Annotated in this window: 19 protein-coding genes and 1 pseudogene; 5 read left to right on the top strand and 15 right to left on the bottom strand. The window is 68.2% G+C overall.

Annotation, left to right across the window (positions count from 1 at the left end; all coding sequences use genetic code 11):
• Positions 1–43 precede the first annotated feature (43 nt).
• From ACQCSY_RS18020 to fabF, 5 genes are all read left to right on the top strand, one after another.
• The gene (locus tag ACQCSY_RS18020; RefSeq protein WP_427130896.1) at positions 44–1,288 is read left to right on the top strand and encodes a PucR family transcriptional regulator; all 1,245 of its coding nucleotides are present in this window, start codon (positions 44–46) and stop codon (positions 1,286–1,288) included.
• An 87-nt stretch (positions 1,289–1,375) separates the two neighbouring features.
• Positions 1,376–2,305 (top strand): ACP S-malonyltransferase, encoded by a 930-nt coding sequence (locus tag ACQCSY_RS18015; protein ID WP_427130894.1) that lies wholly within the window; start codon positions 1,376–1,378, stop codon positions 2,303–2,305.
• Positions 2,302–3,363, top strand: coding sequence for a beta-ketoacyl-ACP synthase III (locus tag ACQCSY_RS18010; protein ID WP_427130892.1), 1,062 nt, complete (start codon positions 2,302–2,304; stop codon positions 3,361–3,363). Before ACQCSY_RS18015 ends, ACQCSY_RS18010 begins: the two co-directional genes overlap by 4 nt.
• Before the next feature lie 146 nt (positions 3,364–3,509).
• Positions 3,510–3,755 (top strand): acyl carrier protein, encoded by a 246-nt coding sequence (locus ACQCSY_RS18005; protein ID WP_427130890.1) that lies wholly within the window; start codon positions 3,510–3,512, stop codon positions 3,753–3,755.
• 247 nt (positions 3,756–4,002) lie between these two features.
• Positions 4,003–5,238: a beta-ketoacyl-ACP synthase II gene (gene fabF / locus ACQCSY_RS18000; RefSeq protein WP_427130888.1), complete on the top strand. Its 1,236-nt coding sequence runs from the start codon at positions 4,003–4,005 to the stop codon at positions 5,236–5,238.
• A gap of 144 nt (positions 5,239–5,382) precedes the next feature.
• Here fabF and ACQCSY_RS17995 read toward each other — a convergent pair whose 3' ends face one another.
• The 15 genes and pseudogenes from ACQCSY_RS17995 to ACQCSY_RS17925 form a co-directional block, all read right to left on the bottom strand.
• The gene (locus ACQCSY_RS17995) at positions 5,383–5,886 is read right to left on the bottom strand and encodes a DUF3145 domain-containing protein (RefSeq protein WP_427130886.1); all 504 of its coding nucleotides are present in this window, start codon (positions 5,884–5,886) and stop codon (positions 5,383–5,385) included.
• Between the two features lie 290 nt (positions 5,887–6,176).
• Positions 6,177–7,103, bottom strand: a complete 927-nt coding sequence (locus tag ACQCSY_RS17990) for a tyrosine recombinase XerC (protein ID WP_427130885.1) — start codon at positions 7,101–7,103, stop codon at positions 6,177–6,179.
• A 73-nt stretch (positions 7,104–7,176) separates the two neighbouring features.
• Positions 7,177–8,383 (bottom strand): annotated as a pseudogene (dprA, locus tag ACQCSY_RS17985) (DNA-processing protein DprA).
• Between the two features lie 45 nt (positions 8,384–8,428).
• Positions 8,429–9,979, bottom strand: coding sequence for a YifB family Mg chelatase-like AAA ATPase (locus tag ACQCSY_RS17980; RefSeq protein ID WP_427130883.1), 1,551 nt, complete (start codon positions 9,977–9,979; stop codon positions 8,429–8,431).
• The gene (locus ACQCSY_RS17975) at positions 9,980–10,336 is read right to left on the bottom strand and encodes a YraN family protein (protein ID WP_427130881.1); all 357 of its coding nucleotides are present in this window, start codon (positions 10,334–10,336) and stop codon (positions 9,980–9,982) included. It abuts the gene before it with no gap.
• 97 nt (positions 10,337–10,433) lie between these two features.
• Positions 10,434–10,760 carry a DUF2469 domain-containing protein gene (locus tag ACQCSY_RS17970; protein ID WP_018773443.1) on the bottom strand — a complete coding sequence of 109 codons (327 nt, stop codon included), beginning with the start codon at positions 10,758–10,760 and terminating at the stop codon, positions 10,434–10,436.
• Positions 10,761–10,858: 98 nt separating this feature from the next.
• The gene (locus ACQCSY_RS17965; RefSeq protein WP_427130879.1) at positions 10,859–11,524 is read right to left on the bottom strand and encodes a ribonuclease HII; all 666 of its coding nucleotides are present in this window, start codon (positions 11,522–11,524) and stop codon (positions 10,859–10,861) included.
• A gap of 11 nt (positions 11,525–11,535) precedes the next feature.
• A complete protein-coding gene (lepB, locus tag ACQCSY_RS17960) occupies positions 11,536–12,561 on the bottom strand; it encodes a signal peptidase I (RefSeq protein ID WP_427130877.1) in 1,026 nt (341 codons plus the stop codon).
• The gene (gene lepB / locus ACQCSY_RS17955) at positions 12,562–13,245 is read right to left on the bottom strand and encodes a signal peptidase I (RefSeq protein ID WP_427130875.1); all 684 of its coding nucleotides are present in this window, start codon (positions 13,243–13,245) and stop codon (positions 12,562–12,564) included.
• A gap of 105 nt (positions 13,246–13,350) precedes the next feature.
• The gene (rplS, locus tag ACQCSY_RS17950; RefSeq protein WP_354190518.1) at positions 13,351–13,710 is read right to left on the bottom strand and encodes a 50S ribosomal protein L19; all 360 of its coding nucleotides are present in this window, start codon (positions 13,708–13,710) and stop codon (positions 13,351–13,353) included.
• Between the two features lie 254 nt (positions 13,711–13,964).
• Positions 13,965–14,774, bottom strand: a complete 810-nt coding sequence (trmD, locus tag ACQCSY_RS17945) for a tRNA (guanosine(37)-N1)-methyltransferase TrmD (RefSeq protein WP_427130873.1) — start codon at positions 14,772–14,774, stop codon at positions 13,965–13,967.
• Positions 14,775–15,332, bottom strand: coding sequence for a ribosome maturation factor RimM (gene rimM / locus ACQCSY_RS17940; RefSeq protein ID WP_427130872.1), 558 nt, complete (start codon positions 15,330–15,332; stop codon positions 14,775–14,777).
• A 164-nt stretch (positions 15,333–15,496) separates the two neighbouring features.
• The gene (locus ACQCSY_RS17935) at positions 15,497–15,739 is read right to left on the bottom strand and encodes an RNA-binding protein (protein WP_056426755.1); all 243 of its coding nucleotides are present in this window, start codon (positions 15,737–15,739) and stop codon (positions 15,497–15,499) included.
• Position 15,740: 1 nt separating this feature from the next.
• Positions 15,741–16,175 carry a 30S ribosomal protein S16 gene (gene rpsP, locus ACQCSY_RS17930; RefSeq protein ID WP_427130870.1) on the bottom strand — a complete coding sequence of 145 codons (435 nt, stop codon included), beginning with the start codon at positions 16,173–16,175 and terminating at the stop codon, positions 15,741–15,743.
• 239 nt (positions 16,176–16,414) lie between these two features.
• A complete protein-coding gene (locus tag ACQCSY_RS17925) occupies positions 16,415–16,852 on the bottom strand; it encodes a hypothetical protein (RefSeq protein ID WP_427130868.1) in 438 nt (145 codons plus the stop codon).
• Positions 16,853–16,975 lie beyond the last annotated feature (123 nt).

Here is a 16,975-nt window from a genome sequence, read left to right as displayed (position 1 = left end):
TGCACAAATGGAGCTTCGGCGGCGGGCACCGTATGCTCGATGCATGGCAGAGCCGATCACCACTCCCCCAAAACGCAAGCCGCCCTCGAGGGCGATGACTCCGGAGAAGGCCGAGACCCTCAAGAAGCTCCGGGCCAGCGTGGGCCAGCTGTCGACGACGACGCTGCGTCAGCTGGAGAAGTCCCTGCCCTGGTATAGCCGGCTGAACTCGGACGAACGCTCGGCCCTGGGCATGGTGGCCCAGAACGGTATCGCCGCATTCGTCACCTGGTACGAGCGTCCCAGCTCGCCGTCGTGGATCCTGTCCGACGTCTTCGGCACCGCGCCCACCGAACTCACCCGCTCCATCAGCCTGCAGAAGGCCCTCCAGCTCATCCGGATCGTCGTGGAAGTGGTCGAGGACCAGGTGCCGGTGATCGCCCCCGAGGCGGACCAGGCGGCCCTGCGTGAGGCCGTACTGCGCTACTCGCGGGAGGTCGCCTTCGCCGCCGCGGACGTCTACGCCCGCGCCGCGGAGTCCCGGGGGTCCTGGGACACGCGGCTGGAGGCGCTCATTGTCGATGCCATCCTGCGCGGCGAAAACACCGACGCGCTGCGGTCCCGGATCGCTGCCCTGGGCTGGAAAGCACAGGAACGCTTCACGGTAATGGTGGGAAATTCCCCGTCAGAACCGAGCGCCAGCTACGTCAGTGAGCTGCGCCGCACGGCCGGGCGCTTCGCCGAGGACGCCCTCGTGGGCATCCAGGGCGACAGGCTCATCCTCATCCTCGGCGGGGTCCATGACCGCGAGACGGCGTACCTGAAGCTCAGCGAACTGTTCGCGCCCGGTCCGGTGGTCTACGGGCCCGAGGCGGGCTCCCTGCTCGAGGCCAGCGGCTCCGCCCAGTCCGCCTTCGCGGGGCTGACGGCGGCCCGTGCCTGGCCCTCGGCGCCGCGCCCGGTGGCGGCCGATGACCTCCTGCCCGAGCGGGTGATCTCCGGTGACGACGCCGCCCGGCGCTCCCTAGTCAAAAACATCTACCGGCCCCTGCTGGCCGCCTCCAACGGGCTCGTGGAAACGCTGGGCACCTACCTGGAACTGGGCCATTCGCTCGAAGCGACGGCCCGCGAACTCTTCGTCCACGCCAACACCGTGCGCTACCGGCTCAAGCGTGTCTGTGACGTCACGGGCTGGGATCCGCTCCTCCCGCGGGAGGCATTCGTGCTCCAGACAGCCCTCGTCGTGGGGCGTCTCTCGGCCCCGCCGAAGCCCGCCGCGGAGCGCCAGCCGTCCCGTAACAACTCCTGAACCGTTGTAGACTTCCTACAAACTGACCCAGTGAGCTTGGTGCATGAATACACCGATAATCACGCGGTAATTTGGAAAGCTGGTTACGTGCTTGCAATCGTTTGCCCTGGACAGGGCTCCCAGACCCCAGGTTTTCTGGCCCCCTGGCTAGAACTGCCTCCCGTCGCAGGCCATCTGGCCTCCCTCAGCGAAATCGCAGGTATCGACCTCACCGCCCACGGCACCACCTCCGATGAAGAGACCATCAAGGACACCGCCGTTGCGCAGCCCTTGATCGTCGCCGCCGGCCTGGTGGCCGCCAAGTCCCTGTTCGACGTCGAACTCGGCACGCTTCCGGTGATCCTCGCCGGGCACTCCGTCGGAGAAATCACGGCCTCGGCCCTCGCCGGCGTCCTGACGGAAAACGAAGCCATGACGTTTGTCCGGGAACGCGCGAACAGCATGGCCGCCGCCGCTGCCGCGACCCCCACCGGCATGAGCGCCGTCGTGGGCGGAGACCCTGCCGAGGTCCTCGCCGCCATTGAGGGGTGCGGCGCCACCGCCGCCAACGTCAACGGCGCCGGCCAGACCGTTGCCGCCGGGACCCTGGAGCAGCTCAAGGCCCTCGCGGAGAACCCGCCGGCGAAGGCCCGGGTGATCCCGCTGAAGGTTGCGGGCGCCTTCCACACCGCGCACATGTCCCCTGCCGTCGCGGCCCTGCAGGCCCTCCGGCCCTCGCTCCGCCCGCGGAACCCGCAGGTTCCGCTGCTGTCCAACTTCGACGGCGCGGAAGTCACCGACGGCGGCGCCGCCGTCGACAGCCTGATTGCCCAGGTTTCCCGCCCGGTCCGCTGGGACCTCTGCATGGACACCCTGGTGCAGCGCGGCGTGACCGGCGTGATCGAACTGGCCCCGGCCGGAACGCTGGCAGGCCTCGCCAAGCGCGGCATGCCCGGCGTCAAGACCGTCACCGTCAAGACCCCGGACGACCTCTCCGCGGCCCTGGCTCTATTTGCAGAACTGGAGGGAGGGGCATGAGCATTCCCACTCTGAAGCAGGCGCCCGTGCAGGAGAACACCCGGATCATGGGGATCGGTGCCTACCGGCCCAGCGTCATCGTCACCAACGAGGACGTGTGCCAGTGGATCGACTCCTCCGACGAATGGATCCGCCAGCGCACCGGCATCATCACCCGGCACCGCGCCCCCGCCGACGTCAGCGTGATCGACATGGCCGAAGGCGCCGCCCGCGAGGCCCTGCAGAAGGCCGGCATCGAGGCTTCCCAGCTCGGCGCCGTCATCGTCTCCACGGTCACGCACCCCTACGCGACCCCCTCCGCCGCCGCCAGCCTGGCTGACCGCCTGGGCGCGACGCCGGCACCGGCGTTCGACATCTCAGCCGCCTGCGCCGGCTACTGCTACGGCATCGCCCAGGGCGACGCCCTCGTCCGCTCCGGCGCGGCCGACTATGTCCTCGTGGTCGGTGCGGAAAAGCTTTCCGACGTCATCGACAACACCGAGCGCACCATCTCCTTCCTGCTGGGCGACGGCGCCGGCGCCGTCGTGATCGGCCCCTCCGACACCCCCGGAATCGGCCCCTCGGTGTGGGGCTCGGACGGCAGCAAGTGGGATGCGATCGGCATGACGCACTCGATGTTGGACCTCCGCGAACTTGCCACCACCGGGAACCGGGGCAGCGGCCTCAGCGAGGAAGAAGCCACCGTGACCGACGCCGCCCTCTGGCCCACACTCCGCCAGGACGGCCAGACCGTCTTCCGCTGGGCCGTGTGGGAAATGGCCAAAGTGGCCCAGCAGGCCCTGGACGCTGCCGGTATCACGGCCGAAGACCTCGCCGCCTTCATCCCGCACCAGGCCAACATGCGGATCATCGACGAGATGGCGAAGAAGCTGAAGCTGCCGGAGACGGTCAAGATCGCCCGCGACATCGCAGACGCCGGCAACACCTCGGCTGCCTCCATCCCCCTGGCCACCCACCGCCTGCTCGAGGAAAACCCCGAGCTCAGCGGCGGACTGGCACTGCAGATCGGCTTCGGAGCCGGACTGGTCTTCGGTGCCCAGGTGATCGTGCTTCCGTAAGCACCCGCCGCTCTCCCCCGAACTGAATACGTTCTAAACAGCACGCATTCCCACACCAAGCCGAACCCTCGGTTTGAATCATTTCCGCCCGAGACTGCCGGCACTCCACCGGCAGCCGATGGCAATAACAAGAAAAGGAGCCATCAATGGCTAGCAACGAAGAGATCCTGGCCGGCCTGGCTGAAATCGTCAACGAAGAGACGGGCCTGGCACCGGAAGCTGTCGAGCTGGACAAGTCCTTCACCGAGGACCTGGACATCGACTCCATCTCGATGATGACGATCGTGGTCAACGCCGAAGAGAAGTTCGGCGTCCGCATCCCGGACGAAGAGGTCAAGAACCTCAAGACCGTCGGCGACGCCGTCAGCTTCATCGCCGACGCCCAGGCCTAGTCCCGGCTCCTGCCGGCAACGGCTGAACCCGGTGGCCGGTCCGGGGCGCTGCTGCAGCGCCCCGGACCGGATCACTTTGGCATGACCTGAACCTGCGGGACTCGAGTCCGCAGGATTCAGTCCGCTCGAACAAGTCCGCACGACACACAGTCTGCGTGACCCAGTCCGCAAGACCGAAGAGTTTTCCAACGCAGGCCCCGGGCACCCAAATCCGGACACGGCAGGCGCACCGACAGAGAGTGATCCCATGGCACGCAAAGTAGTCATTACCGGTCTGGGTGCCACCACACCCATTGGCGGCGATGTCCCCACGATGTGGAAGAACGCGCTGAAGGGCGTCTCCGGCGCGCACACGCTCGAGGACGACTGGGTGGCCAAGTACGAACTGCCCGTCCACTTCGCTGCACGCGCCTCCACCCCCGCCCTCGAGGTCCTCAGCCGGGTCGAAGCCAAGCGCATGGACCCGTCCACACAGTTCGGCGTCGTCGCGGCCCGCGAGGCCTGGGCCGACTCCGGCATCACGGAGATCGACCACGACCGCCTGGCCGTGGCCTTCGCCACCGGCATCGGCGGCGTCTGGACCCTCCTGGACGCGTGGGACACCCTGCGTGAAAAGGGCCCCCGCCGTGTCCTGCCCATGACCGTGCCCATGCTGATGCCCAACGGCGTCGCGGCAGCCGTCAGCCTCGACCTGGGCGCCCGCGCCGGCGCCCACACCCCCGTCTCCGCCTGCGCCTCCGGCACCGAAGCCGTCCACATGGGCCTGGAACTGATCCGCTCCGGCAAGGCCGACGTCGTCGTCTGCGGCGGCGCAGAAGCCGCCATCCACCCAATGCCGATCGCCGCGTTCGCCTCCATGCAGGCACTCTCGCGCCGGAACGATGACCCCGAGCACGCCTCCCGTCCCTACGACCGGGACCGCGACGGTTTCGTCATGGGCGAAGGCGCCGGCGCCCTGGTGATCGAAGCCGAGGAGCACGCCCTGGCCCGCGGCGCCCGGATCTACGCAGAACTCGCCGGCACCTCGGTCACGGCCGACGCCTACCACATCACGGCCCCGGACCCCGAGGGACTCGGCGCCACCCGCGCGCTGAAGGCGGCCATGTTCGACGGCCGCATCCAGGCCGAGGACATCGTGCACGTCAACGCACACGCCACCTCCACCCCCGTCGGCGATAAGCCCGAGTACACGGCCCTCAAGGCGGCCCTCGGCAAGCATGTAGAAAGCGTCGCCGTCTCGGCCACAAAGTCCCAGATGGGCCACCTGCTTGGCGCCTCCGGTGCCGTGGAAGCGGTACTGACCGTCCTGGCCGTGTACGAGCGCAAGGCACCGGTGACCATCAACCTGGAGAACCAGGATCCGGAGATCCCGCTCGACGTCGTCACGACCGCCCGCGACCTGCCGTCCGGAAGCATCGCGGCGCTGAGCAACTCCTTCGGCTTCGGCGGCCACAACGCCGTCATCGCCGTCCGCAGCGTGTAGCTTCTCCGTCCCCGTAGGGCGCCCACGTATGGCGGCGTAGGGCGGCCACGCCGAGAGGACAGATGGCGGCAATGTTCCCAGTGAACATTGCCGCCATCTGTCATTTGGCGCGAGAGACTATGGAGGTGCTGCGGGTATGGTGCCTCAGCCGACCTGGTGCAGCCAGCGCACGGGGGCGCCTTCGGCGGCGTGCCGGAAGGGCTCGAGCTCCTCGTCCCAGGCTTCGCCGAGGGCGAGGGAGAGCTCGTGGTAGACCGCGGAAGGGTCGCCGGCGCCGGATTCATAGGCGTAGCGGATGCGGTCCTCGGAGACCATGATGTTGCCGTGGACGTCGGTGGTGGCGTGGAAGATGCCAAGTTCCGGAGTGTGGGACCAGCGGCCGCCGTCGACACCCTGGCTGGGCTCTTCCGTGACTTCATAGCGCAGGTGCGCCCAGCCTCGCAAAGCGGACGCCAATTGAGCCCCCGTGCCCGGGTTTCCCGTCCACGACAGCTCGGCCCGGAACATTCCGGGCGCAGCGGGCTGAGCAGTCCACTCCAAGTCCGTCCGCTTGTCCACGACAGATCCTATGGCCCACTCAACGTGGGGGCACAGGGCCGTCGGGGCCGAGTGAACGAACAACACACCGCGGGTCAGTGCAACAGACATTCCATCCTCCATAGCTGTAGGTACGTCTTCCCCAACGACCTCTGCCTGGATGTCTGTCTGTTGCGCGGATCCGAATTGGTGCCGGCGGTCTCTTTCAGACTACTAATATACAGCCGGGTTTCAAGCTGGGGCGTGAAGCACTCTAGCTTCAACCACAACTTGAAACTTCCCGGGCGTGAGTCTTATTCTGCCGTACGTCTTCTAATTACGCCAGTGCAATTCGGCGCGTCTTTCCCGGCGCGCCGTGGCGGTTTCCGGATGCCGACCGGCGGGGCCGGAAGGGCCGGTTTTCAGGCCCGCGGGTGCGCCTGCTGGTAGCTCTGTCGGAGCCTCTCAACGGAGACGTGGGTGTAGATCTGGGTGGTGGCCAGGCTGCTGTGACCCAGGATTTCCTGCACCGCGCGGAGGTCCGCCCCGCCGTCGAGCAGATGGGTCGCGGCCGAGTGGCGCAGGGCGTGGGGCCCGGTGGCGGCAGTGTCCCCCAGGGCCGCCAGCATCTCCTTGACCACGCTGCGGACCTGGCGCTGATCGACCCTTTTGCCGCGCGTGCCCAGGAACAGCGCCGGGCCGCAGGTCTCCGTGGCCAGGGCCGGTCGGCCGCGGCGGAGCCAGTCGTCGACGGCGAGCGCCGCCGGCAGCCCGTAGGGCACCGTCCGTTCCTTGTTGCCCTTGCCGAGCACACGCAGGGTCCTGCGGTCCGGATCGAGATCGTCCACATCCATCCCGGCCAGCTCGCCGACCCGGACACCGGTGGCGTAGAGCAGCTCGACCATGGCGCGGTTGCGCAGGGCCAGCGGCGCGCCGTCGGCGGCGGCGGACTCTGCCCCCTCGACGAGCCGAAGCACCTGTTGCTGGTGCAGGACCCCGGGCAGCGACTTCTCCCGCTTCGGGGCCCTGAGCCGCAGCGCGGGGTCGGCCTCGATCAGCTCTTCGCGGACGGCCCAGGCTGTGAATGCCCGGGCCGTGGCGGAGCGGCGGGCCAGGGTGGCACGGGACATGCCCGATTCGCTCTGGGAGCCGAGCCAGCGTCGCAGGGTCCCGAGCTCCAGCCCGGCGAGGTCCTCGACCCCCTCCGTCGCGGCATGCGCCAGCAGGCTTCCGACATCCGAGAGGTAGGCACGCACCGTGTGGGCCGACCGGCCCCGCTCCGCCTCCAGGTAACGGCTGAAGGCCTGGGCTGCGCTGGCCAGTGCGGCCGGAAGATCCTGTGTAGACACCTTCCTACTCTCGCAGTATTCGCGAGGCAATCAAGGAGCCGGACGGCGAGCCGTGGGTGTAGATGAACACGCGTCATCCTCCCTTCCCGGAGCGCTTCCAGCCGCCGCTGTGGGACTCGGCCAGACCCAGCAGCCCAAGCCGGCCGAGCCCGGCCCGGATCGAGTCCGGGCTCAGGCCGGCCACCGCTGCAAGCTTCTCGACCGAGCTGGTGGTCCGCAGCGGAAGCGCATCCAGCAAAATCAGGTCCTCCAGGGTCAGGCCGTCATGAGCCTCCACCCGGCCGATCTTGTCCTCGGGCAGGGAGTCGCCGCTCGGGGAGGCAAGCTCGGCGATCTCCCCGGCATCGGTGACGCAGACGGCCCCGCCCTCGCGGAGGAGCCGGTGGCAGCCGTCGGAATTGGCGCTGTGGATTGAACCGGGGACGGCGCCCACGGCCCGGCCCAGGCTTTCGGCATGGTGGGCGGTATTGAGTGCCCCCGACCTCCACCGGGCCTCGACGACCACCGTGACCGATGCCAGCGCCGCAATGAGGCGGTTCCGCTGCAGGAACCGGTAGCGGGTGGGCGCGGAGCCCGGCGGGACCTCGGCAAGCACCGCCCCGTGGTTGGCGACGGCCCGGAGCAGGTCCTCGTTCCCGGAGGGGTAGAATCGGTCCACTCCCCCGGCCATGACGGCGATGGTGGGCATGCCGCCGGCGCCGCCTGCCAGGGCGGCCCGGTGGGCGTGGGCGTCGATTCCGTAAGCGCCGCCGGAGACGATGGTGAAGCCGCGCTGAGCCAGCGAGTAGGCAAGATCGCCCGTCACGGATGCGCCGTAGGAGGTGCTGTCGCGGGACCCCACCAAGGCAAGGGATGTGGCAGCCGGGGGCAGTTCCTGCTCGACGCCGCGCCACCAGAGGCACAGGGGTTCCTGCAGGCCGAGGTCCGCCAGCTGCCGGGGCCACAGCTCATCGGCGGGGATGATCATCCGGCCGCCGAGCCGCTGCATCGTCGCCAGATCCCGTGCCGGCGCCAGATCCGGAACGCGCGGCGCCCAGCGCTTCAGGGCCTCGCCCAGGCCCGCCCAGCCGCCGCCGGAGCCGCTAGCTTCCAGCGCCCCGGCAATCTGCCGTTCCAGGCCCTGACCGGCGACCAGCTCGCCCGTGGCGATCCTCAGGGCGTCCTCCGGCTCCCACGACCTGCACGAGGGCGAGCCCTGCGGCGTCCTGGGGCTCGAACAGGCGGGACAGCGCGGCACGGGCGGTCCTTTCGTCGTCTCTCAAGGTGGTGTCCTTTCGCATGGCTGACAGGTTCGGAGGGCTCGTTCGGATTCGTGCCGGGCATTCTCACGCGGCGGCTACGGCGGCCTGCCGAAGGCCGAGCGCCTGCCCGACGTCGTCCGCGTCCGGCGTGTCCCGGCGGGACAGATCCGCCAGGGTCCAGGCCAGGCGAAGTACGCGGTCGTAGCCGCGGGCCGTCAGCACACTGCGCTCGAGGGCATGGTCCAGGATGCGGGTGGTCCCGGCCGCGAGCCTGAGGGGCCCGCGCAGCACGCGTCCGGGTACCTGTGAGTTGGTTTCCATCCCGAGCGGAAGCAGCCTGGCCAGCTGGCGGTTCCGTGCTGCCCGGACGCGCTCCGCGATGGTGGCCGTGCCCTCCTCGGCGCCCGGCTGGCCGAAGTCGGCCAGGGACACCCGCTCCACCTCCAGCTGGATATCCACCCTGTCCAGCAGCGGGCCGGACATGCGGGCCAGGTAGCGGCGCCGCATGGTGGGCGTGCAGGTGCAGTCCACACCCTTGCCCGATGCCTTGCCGCAGGGACACGGGTTCGCTGCGAGGACGAGCTGGAAACGGGCAGGATAGGCCGCCGTGCCTGCCGAACGGTGAATGACCAGCTCTCCGCTCTCCAGCGGCTGCCGGAGGGCGTCAAGGACCCGCCGCTCATACTCCGGAGCCTCGTCAAGGAACAGCACGCCACGATGGGCCCGGGACGCCGCTCCGGGCCTGGGCAGCCCTGATCCGCCCCCGATGATGGCTGCTGCGGTGGCTGTGTGGTGCGGGTTCTCATAGGGCGGCCGGCGAAGCAGCTGCACGGAAGCCGAGGTCAGCGAACACAGGGAATGGATGGCGGTCACTTCCATGGCCTCCGTATCGCCCAGGTCCGGCAGCAGACCCGGGAGCCGCTCCGCGAGCATCGTTTTGCCGGCTCCCGGCGGACCCGTCAGCAGGACGTGGTGGGCACCGGCGGCGGCAACTTCGAGGGCGCGCCGGGCCTCGGCCTGGCCGGAGACGTCGCACATGTCGGGCGTCAGGGCGCCCACCGCATCGGCTCCTCCGGCGTCGTCAGGGTCCTCCGGCTCGGGTTCGAAGTCGAGGGCCAGATCCTGCGGATCGGCCCCGAAGTCGAACGCTAGCCGGGCCAGCGTCGCGTAACCCTGGACCCGTGCGCCGGGGACGAGTTCGGCCTCGGCGACGTTGGCCTGCGCCACCACGACGTCCGGGTAGCCGGACCGCACCGCCGCCATGACCGCCGGGAGAATGCCGCGCACGGGCCTCAGCCTGCCGTCGAGGCCGAGTTCGGCGATGAAGACCGCCCGCCCGGTGGAACGGATGTCGTTGGCAGCCAGCAGCACCGCCATGGCGATGGCGAGGTCGAAACCGGAGCCGCGTTTGGGCAGCGACGCCGGAATGAGATTGGCCGTGATCTTCCGGCGGCTGAGCGGAATACCCGAGTTCTGGGCCGCGGAGCGGATCCGCTCTTTGGCCTCATTCAGCGAAGCGTCCGGGAGGCCCAGGATCACGAACGCCGGCAGCGTCTGGCCGATGTCCGCCTCGACTTCGACAATGTAGCCGTTGAGCCCCACCAGGGCCACGGAGTACGTCCGGCCCAGGGCCACCTACCCCACCCCCTTGAGGTGTTCGATGGCCGGGCCGCCGATGCCGTCGTCGAGCACAGCGATCACGTCCACCCGGCGCAGCGGCATCCGCAGCTCGTGGTCGCGGCACCAGGCGGTCGCCAGGCGGTGGAGCCGGGCGAGTTTGTCCACGCCCACGGCTTCGAAGGGATGCCCGTAGGCGAGGGACTTCCGGGTCTTCACTTCCGCAATGACCAGGGCGTCACCGTCGAGCGCCACAATGTCGATCTCGCCCTCGGGGCAGCGCCAGTTGCGGTCCACGATCCGCATGCCCTGGGCTTCCAGGTAATCCGCTGCGAGTTCCTCCCCGCGGCGGCCAAGCACGTCCTTTGCTCTCATGACACCAGCGTGCGGCGCCACAGCCAGGCGGCACAGGGGGTCACCTCGCTATGTGGGAAAGTCCCGGAGCTCGACTAGGCTTAGCGATTCCCCGCCGTCAGTTGCCCAGGTCCTCGACCTTAGGCAGGGCGAGCTCCTCGCTGCGCGGCAGTTCCTCGACGTTGACGTCCTTGAAGGTGATCACGCGGACGCTCTTGACGAAGCGGGCCGAGCGGTAGACATCCCACACCCAGGCGTCCTGAAGCGTCAGATCGAAGTAGACCTCGCCGTCGGCGCTGCGGGCCTGCAGGTCAACGTGGTTGGCAAGGTAGAAACGCCGCTCGGTCTCGACCACATAGCTGAACAGCCCGACGACGTCACGGTATTCGCGGTAGAGCTGGAGCTCCATGTCGGTCTCATAGTTTTCAAGGTCCTCGGCACTCATGGTTCCATCTTGCACCATCCGGCGCCGGCCGCGCGCCACATGGCGCGCCACAGGACGCCCCACAGGGCCTGCGGCAAGGGCCGGATCAGAGCGCAGACCTACAGCAGCTGCCAGCTGACCCGGTGGTACGGCGTGGGCCCGGCGGCGCGGAGCGCGTCCTTGTGCGCGGCGGTGCCGTAGCCCTTGTTCTCGTGCCAGCCGAACGCCGGGTACTCAGTGTGCAGCTCACACATCATCCGGTCGCGTTCCACCTTGGCCAGGATGCTGGCCGCGGCGACGCTCAGGCACTGCATATCGGCTTTGACGAGCGTATGCACCGGCGCCTCACAACCGCGCTCCGCCGGTTCGTCGTCGAACAGCGAGGCCTGGGCCGCGGGTGAGAGCCAGTTGTGGCTGCCGTCCAGCAGCACGACGTCGGGGGTGACACCGGCGGCGAGCACCGCCAGCCAGGCCCGGGTTCCGGCGAGCCGGAGGGCCCCCATGATGCCGAGGGCGTCGATCTCGCCCGCCGAGGCGTGCCCGACGGCTGACGCGACGCTCCAGTCCCGGACCAGCGGCACGAGCCGTTCGCGGTCCGCGACCTTGAGCAGCTTGCTGTCCCGCACGTCCGCGAGGAGCCCCTGCTCCTGCAGGTCCACGACGGCGATCCCCACGCTCACAGGACCGGCGAGGGCTCCGCGGCCGACCTCGTCGATGCCGGCGAGCAGCCGGGCGCCGGAGCTGCGGAAGCGGCGTTCATAGTCGAGGGTGGGAGCTTCGGACATCGCGTCCGGCCCTACTTTCCAGCCGGGTCAGGCACGCTGCGGAAGACGTCCGGATAGTTGTCCAGGGCGGAGATCCTGTTCAACGGCCAGGCGATGACGGCGGCCCTGCCCTCGATATCGGCCTCGTCCACGAAGCCGCCGTTGGCGTCCAGATGGGCGCGGGAATCCGCGGAGTGGTTGCGGTTGTCCCCCATGACCCAGACTTTGCCTGCCGGCACCACGACGTCGAAGTCACGGGCCTGCGGCGCTTCCGCGGCGTTGATGTAGTTCTCGTCCAGCGGCGCGCCGTTGACGGTGAGCCGGCCGCCGGCGTCGCAGCAGACGACGTGATCGCCGGGCACCCCGATGACGCGCTTGACGAGGTGCTGCTCCGAGTTGTCCGGCAGCAGGCCGACAAACGTCAGTCCGTCCTGCACCCAGGTGAAGGGCCCCTTCGCCTTCTCAGCGGCGGGGACCAGCCACCCCTTGGTGTCCTTGAACACCACAACATCGCCGCGTTCGAGCGCAATGGGCTCCGGAACGAGGAGGTTCACGAAGATGCGGTCGTTCACATCCAGGGTGTTGACCATCGATTCGGACGGGATGTAGAAGGCCCGGAAGAGGAAGGTCTTGATGAGGAAGGACAGCACAATGGCCACGACGACGACGGTGGCGACTTCCTTCAGCCACAGGAAGAGCGGGCTGCGCCCTTCACGGGCCTTGGCCTTTTTTGCGCGTCGTGACGAAGCAGCGGCATGGGCCGGCCCGGCAGACGGGGGCGCGGACGGTGATGAACCGACGGGCGATGAACCCGCCTGCGTTGAACCGGCCGGCGATGCCTTGCCGGAAGCCGCCGCGGCTTCCTCGCCGGGGGTCACCCGGGAAGCCTCGTCTGATGCCGGAGCGGAAGCCTCGGCACCCGTAGCCCGGGCCTGCGGCAGCTGGGTGGTCGGGTGCTCAGGCCCGGCCTGGTGCTCGAAGGCGGGGATCGCTGAGGAGGTAACCCGGGGCTGGTCCTGCCCCCGCGGATCAGGAGTCCGGGGTTCGGTCTCGGGCATCTACTGTCCGTTCGTCGTCGTCGTCGTGATGGCGGCCTGGTCGGGCCGCGCTACTGCTGCAAATCTATCAAGCGGCCAGATGATCTGTACCGGCCTGCCGATGACGCGCTCCAGCGGCACCATGCCACCGCCGGGGGCGCCCAGGAGGCTTCGGGAGTCGGCCGACATGGAACGGTGGTCCCCCATAAGCCAGAGCCGTCCGGCCGGGACGATCGCGCTGAACGCCAGCTCACTTGGGGCATCGCCCGCATACAGATAGGGTTCCGCAAGTTGCTGGCCGTTGACTGTGAGCCGGCCGCCGGCGTCACAGCACACCACGTGGTCCCCCGGCAGCCCGATCACGCGCTTGACGTACGTGGTGTCGCTCCCCGTCAGGCCAAGCCAGCGGCCGGCTTCGGAGACGAAGTCCACCACTGGGCCCTTGCCGCTGTTCAGCGGAGCGAAGGAGCCGCGGCCGTCGAATACCACGACGTCGCCCCGGCGCAGCGGTTGGGCCCGGAAATCGGTTCGGGAAACAAGGATCCTGTCCCCCGAGCGCAGGAGCGGCTCCATGGATGCGGAGGGGATGAAGTAGACGTCCAGCCAGAGCGAGCGGACCACTCCGCTGATGGCCACGGCGAGCACCAGCGCCAGCAACGCAAAACGCCAGCCAAGTTTCCTGGGCTGGCGTTTTGTCTGTTCCATGATCCGTATCCTGTGGCGCTGTGCTGAATCCAATGGCGCTGTTGCGGATAGCTCCGGCGCTGGCCGGATACGGTCCGTGGACCCGCGGTGGAAGTCCGGAAGGACTTACTTCTTGGTCTGGAAGTCGCGCTTTTCCTTGATCTTCGCGGCCTTGCCGCGCAGATCACGCATGTAGTACAGCTTCGCGCGGCGCACGTCACCCTTGGAGACGAGCTCGATCTTGTCGATGATCGGGGAGTGCACCGGGAAGGTACGCTCCACGCCAACGCCGAAGGATACCTTGCGGATGGTGAAGGTTTCGCGAAGGCCATCGCCGTGGCGGCCCAGGACGAAGCCCTGGAATACCTGGACACGGGAGTTCTTGCCTTCGATGATGTTCACGTGAACCTTGAGGGTGTCACCCGCGCGGAACGTCGGAACATCGGTGCGCAGCGAGGCTGCATCTACGGAATCGAGGATATGCATTGATCCACTCCTGGTGAACGCCACGGGTCATTCACTTTGGGTCACGGCGGCCAAGCCCGGGTGCAAAATTGCGGCCCGGAATTTCCCGCCGAAAGTTTTCAGTCCGGCTCCGTCAGGAATTGACAGGGCCGGGGTGCCAGGCTGTTGGTAACGATCCCCCTGTGGCAGGTTCGTACCCAGCAGGCACAAGGACTAATTTTGCCATACGCGGGGCGTTCGAGCCAATCCCCAGGCCCCTGCTGTCCGCCCGGCGGCTAGTTTTGCCCGCCGCCGGCGTCGCGGCGGCGCCTGAGGCGGCCGTCGACGACGTCGTACCCCAGGTCCGCGAATGCCGTGCGGTCCGCGCGGGGCAGCGTGCCGGCATCGAACTCCGCGAGCAGGTCCGGGCGGCGCTCCGCGGTGCGCCGGTACTGCTCGTGCCGGCGCCACTGGGCGATCTTTCCGTGGTTGCCGCTGAGCAGAACCGCCGGAACCTCGCGGTCCCGCCAGCTGGAGGGCTTGGTGTAGACGGGGTATTCCAGCAGCCCGTCGGAATGGGATTCCTCGACGAGGGACTCGGGGTTGCCGACGACGCCGGGAAGGAGCCGCCCGATGGCCTCCACCATGGCCAGCACGGCCACTTCGCCGCCGTTGAGGACATAGTCGCCCAGGCTCATGGGCCGCACCGTGAAGTGCTCCGCCGCCCATTCCATGACGCGTTCGTCGATGCCCTCGTAGCGGCCGCAGGCGAAGACCAGCTGGTCTTCGCCTGCGAGTTCGTGGGCGGTCGCCTGCGTGAACCGCTCCCCCGCCGGTGACGGGACGATCAGCACCGGCTTGCCGGCGGCCTCGGGACGCTCGGCCGCCACGGCGGCCAGCGCCTGCGCCCAGGGCTCGGGCTTCATGACCATGCCGGCTCCGCCGCCGTACGGGGTGTCATCCACGGTCCGGTGCCGGTCCGTGGTGAAGTCCCGCAGGTCATGGACCCGCAGGTCAAGCAGCCCGTCCTGACGGGCCTTCCCGATCAGTGACAGTTCCAGGGGTGCCAAATACTCCGGGAAGATGCTGACGACGTCGATCCTCATCTACGCGTTGTCTCCGGTTTCGGCGCTGCCGGCAGCTTCGCCGGTCTCCTCGGCGTTGATCTCAAAGAGCCCGGGCGGCGGGGTGACCAGCACGAACTTCTCGCCCACATTCACCTCGGGGACGATCTGCTCCACGAACGGGATCAGGATTTCCTTGCCGTCCGTCGCGGTCACGACCAGCAGGTCCTGGACGGGGAGGGTGTTAAGCCCGGAGACCTTGCCGACAACCTTGTCGCCCACCCGGACGTCCAGACCGACGAGCTCGTGCTCATACCAGCCCTCGTCGTCGTCTTCGTCGAGTTCTTCGGTCTCGATGAAGAGCTTGGCGCCGCGGAGCGTTTCGGCCTGATTGCGGGTCTCGATCTCCTCGAAGGCCAGCAGCAGGATGTCCTTGTTCCAGCGGGCGCTCAGCACGGTGAGCGGTCCGGCCGAGGCGGGCTCCACGGTGAGCTGTGTGCCAGGAACGAAGCGGTCGCCGGGCGCGTCGGTCAGCACCTGGACGGTCACTTCTCCGCGGATGCCGTGGGGTTTGCCGATTCGTGCCACCTGAAGCTGCATCTGTTCCTCTGTTCCGGATTCTTACTGCTGGATTCTTTTTTGCTGGGTTCTTGCCGCTGGGTTCTTGCCGCTGGTTCTGGACAGTTCTGCCGCGGAAAACAGGCCGGCCCCTCCACCATTATCTGGTGAAGGGGCCGGCCTAAAGACGAGTATTGCTGAACGCGTTAGCGGCGGCGGTCGGTGTCGACGACGTCGACCCTGACCGGCTCGCCATCCGCCAGCGCCGCAACCACAGTGCGCAATGCGCGTGCGGTCCGGCCCTGCCGGCCGATCACCCGTCCGAGGTCGTCCTGATGAACGCGCACCTCGAGGGTGTCCCCTCGGCGGTTGTTCTTCGCACTGACCTTGACGTCCTCAGGACTGTCAACGATCCCGCGGACAAGGTGTTCGAGCGCTTCTGCCAGCAATTTACTCTGCCTCGGTGGTCTCTGCTTCGGCGGCGTCGGCGGCGTCGGCGGGAGCCTCGGCAGCGTCGTCCTTCTTGGCCTTCTTGGTGATGGCTTCCGGGATGATCACGGAACCCTTTTCCGGGGTAATGAAGGCAGCCTTGGGAGCCTTGGTCTTCAAGGTTCCCTCCTGGCCGGGGAGCCCCTTGAACTTCTGCCAGTCACCGGTGATCTTAAGGATCGCGGCAACCTGCTCGGACGGCTGTGCGCCGACGCCGAGCCAGTACTGGGCGCGGTCCGTGTCGACCTCGATGTACGAGGGCTCTTCGGTTGGGTGGTACTTGCCGATCTCTTCGATGGCACGGCCATCACGCTTGGAGCGTGCGTCCATGACGACGATGCGGTAGTACGGTGCGCGCATCTTACCAAAGCGCTTAAGGCGAATCTTTACGGCCACTTTTGTGGTCACTCCTGTTTCTGAAACGGGGTCGAGCCCGGCGTTCTGCACCCGTGGGGCGGGCCGTACTAGGGGGTTCTTAAGGACAAGATCCGGACGCGGAGAGAGGGGCCACGCAGATCGAGTACCTGTTTATTGTGCCAGATCAGCGCCGGGATTTCGACTTGACACGTGCACAACGTGCTGAATGCCCTCCATTTTAGCGGCGCGGAACCCGTCCGGACTCAGGACGTCCGGACTCAGGACGTCCAGACGTAGAGCCCGGACTTGGTGGCGGGGTCCACGTCGGCGGCGAGCTCGGCGAGCTGCCGGACATAGCTCCGGGCCTGGTCCGCACCGAAGGGCATGTCCTCCTCGGCCGCCCAGCTCCCGGCCACGTCCTCCAGGACGTTGCCGTCGCCCTCGGTTTCGTAGGTGAGCAGCTCGGCGAGGGCCCGGACCATGGCGGCCGGGACGCCGAGCAGGGAGTCGCTGGCCACGTCCACCATCGCGAGCTCGTAGTCGGCGCCGGCGGCATGGACGGCGGTCCCGGCCAGGTCGCCGAGGCGCTCGACTTCGAAGTCGCTGATGTCCGGGATCCGGACGGCCGCCGGCGCCGCGGCGCCCCCGCCGTCGAGGGCGGCGGCGCGCTTGAGGGCTTCATCGTGGGTGGACACAAAGATTTCGGTGAATCCCATGGGGTGATCCTTAGTGGCTCGGCGGTGGTGGCTCGGCGGTGGTGGCTCGGCGGAAAGTCCGGCTTCAGCCTAGCCCAGCGGGCAGTCACGTCAGCGCCAGCGTGCCGCCAGCACGCCGTCAGC

The sequence above is a fragment of the Pseudarthrobacter sp. S9 genome, assembly GCF_050156545.1.
In the GTDB taxonomy this organism is placed as follows: Bacteria; Actinomycetota; Actinomycetes; order Actinomycetales; family Micrococcaceae; genus Arthrobacter.
The sequence above is the reverse complement of the archived record's forward strand: the minus strand, read 5'-3'. Positions and strand labels throughout refer to the sequence as shown.